At 65.5% G+C, this 2,450-nt stretch carries 2 protein-coding genes and 1 tRNA gene; all 3 read left to right on the plus strand.

The genetic code is table 11. The features are described 5' to 3' along the window. Window positions 1-617, plus strand: a 617-nt coding sequence (locus K789_RS25515) for an SDR family oxidoreductase (RefSeq protein ID WP_024368392.1), incomplete at its 5' end; no start/stop codon positions are given. Window positions 618-663: 46 nt separating this feature from the next. Beyond that, a tRNA-Ala gene (locus K789_RS0120560) sits at window positions 664-736 on the plus strand. Between the two features lie 135 nt (window positions 737-871). Continuing rightward, entirely contained in the window at window positions 872-2,443 is a 1,572-nt protein-coding gene (locus K789_RS0120565; protein ID WP_051181204.1) for an alkaline phosphatase D family protein, read from the plus strand. Window positions 2,444-2,450 lie beyond the last annotated feature (7 nt).

Below are 2,450 nucleotides of genomic sequence, written 5' to 3' on the forward strand. Positions count from 1 at the left end.
CGGCGATGGCCGGCGCCGCCGTCGTGATCGACTGCCTGGAAGGGCGCTCCGGGAAGGCCCTGAAGAACTTCGCCGACGGCGGCGCCCGGCTGCTCGCCGCCGCCCAGGACGCCGGCGTGGCCAAGGCCGTTGTGCTCTCCATCGTCAATTGCGACCGGAGCAGCTTCCATTACTACGCCTCGAAGGCAGCCAAAGAACTGGTCTACGAGCGGTCCGGACTGGAGACCGTCGCGCTCAGGGCGACGCAGTTCCACACCCTCCTCGCGACGACCTTCGCATCGGGTTCGAAACTGCGGATCATCCCGGTGGTCAAGGGCGCCCGGTTCCAGCCGATCGCCCCCGCCGACGTCGCGGGTGCGCTGCTCGAGGAGGCGCTGGCCCCGGCGTCAGGCCTCCGGCACAGCGTCAGGACCATCGGCGGCCCCGAGGTTCAGGACATGGGGGAGCTCGCCCGGCAATGGAAGGCGGCCACCGGTTCCCGTGGACGCCTGGTGAACATCCCGCTGCCCGGGGCGATGGGAAATTACCTGCGCGCGGGCCTGAACCTGGTGCCGGAAGAACGCCACGCCGGTGAGACTTTCAGTGGCTGGCTGGCAATGAACGCCGATAGTTTGTAGCCTAGGGACACCGGCAACGCCGTTCCTTCGGGACCGGCGTTGCTTCGGGGCTATAGCTCAGTTGGTAGAGCGCTTCGTTCGCATCGAAGAGGTCAGGAGTTCGAATCTCCTTAGCTCCACAATTCGCAGGGGTTTCCGGACCACCGGGCTCTTCGTGTGGCAAACCGGTTCCGAGCGGGCCCTGCCCAGGCTCCCGGCAAGGTTCGTAGTGCGTTCACCACGGGTTCACAGTCCCCTCAGGTCCCACTGGCTGAATGGGTTGGACATCAGCCAACACCTCAGGAGACATCATGTCCCGTTCCTTTGCCACGTCCCGCCGACGTTTCCTCGCCCTGTCCGGGGGCGCGGCTGCGACCGCAGCCATCTACGGCTGGTCTACAGCCCCCGCTTGGGCTGAACCGCGCTTTCCGCAGAACCCTTTCACTCTGGGAGTCGCGTCGGGTGACCCAACCCCTGACGGCATAGTGTTGTGGACCCGCCTGGCACCCGAGCCCCAGGCAGCAGACGGGCTGGGCGGCATGCCCCCGTATAAGGTTCAGGTGAACTGGCAGGTTGCCGAAGACCCGGAATTCCGCACTGTTGTCAAGGCAGGCAGTGAGAGCGCCACCCCCGAACTGGCCCACTCCGTGCACGCTGAGGTCGAAGGGCTGCGCCCGTCTGCGGACTACTGGTTCCGCTTCCGCGTCGGCAGTGAGGAAAGCCCGGTAGGGCACACCCGCACGGCACCGGCGGCCGGGGCGGATCCGGGCCGGATCACCTTCGCATTGGCCTCGTGCCAATCGTGGGCCGGCGGCCGCTACGCCGCCTACCGCACCATGGCGCAGGAGGACCTCGACCTTGTCGTGCACGTGGGGGACTACACCTATGAAGGCAAAAATCACGAGACGCTGGCCGACTTCCGCAACAACCACGCCAAGTACAAGAGCTCGCCCGACCTGCAGGCCGCGCACGCGAGGTTCCCCTTCGTCGTGACCTTTGATGACCACGAAGTCGAGAACAACTGGGCTAATGGTGTGTCCCAGCCCGACAACGAGGCGTCCAACGAACCACAGCGTTTCCTCCAGTTGCGGGCCAACGCCTTCCAGGCCTACTACGAGCACCTTCCGCTTCGCCGCCCGCAACGGCCCACAGGCCCGGACATGCTCCTGTACCGAGGACTGGACTACGGAAACCTGGCAAGGTTTCACGTACTGGACACGCGCCAGTACCGGTCGGACCAGCTGACCGAGAACTTCCCGGGCGGCCCGCAGCACCCCGATGTGTACGACCCTTCACGCACTCTCATGGGTGATGCGCAGGAACAGTGGCTCTTCCAGGGGCTCGCATCTTCGTCCGCCCGGTGGAACGTCATCGCCCAGCAGACAATGATGGCCCAGTACGACTATGACCCGTCCGAGATCCTTTCGGTCAACCACGACCAGTGGGACGGCTACGTCGTCTCGCGCAACCGCCTCACCAACTTCATCAACCAGCAGAACCCGGCCAACCCCGTGATCCTGAGCGGCGACTGGCACGCTGCCTTCGTCAACGATGTCCTGCTCGACCACGCGGACCCGGGCTCGAAGGTCGTCACCACAGAGTTTGTCGGAACCTCAATCAGCTCCGGTTGCGGCTGGGCCCAGGCCATCAAGAATGCGCTGCCAACGAACCCGCATACCCACTACATCAACCCGGACAAGCGTGGCTGGACCCGCTGCACCGTGACCCCGGAAGAGTTCCGCAGCGACTACCTCGTGGTGGCGTCGGCCGCAGACACCACTTCACCGGCCGTCGTCGATGCTTCCTTCGTGGTCCGGAACGGCCAGCCGGGCGCCCAGCGAGCCTGACAACGGC

Origin of the sequence: Arthrobacter sp. TB 26 (assembly GCF_000427315.1) — a bacterium.
Classification (GTDB): domain Bacteria; phylum Actinomycetota; class Actinomycetes; order Actinomycetales; family Micrococcaceae; genus Arthrobacter.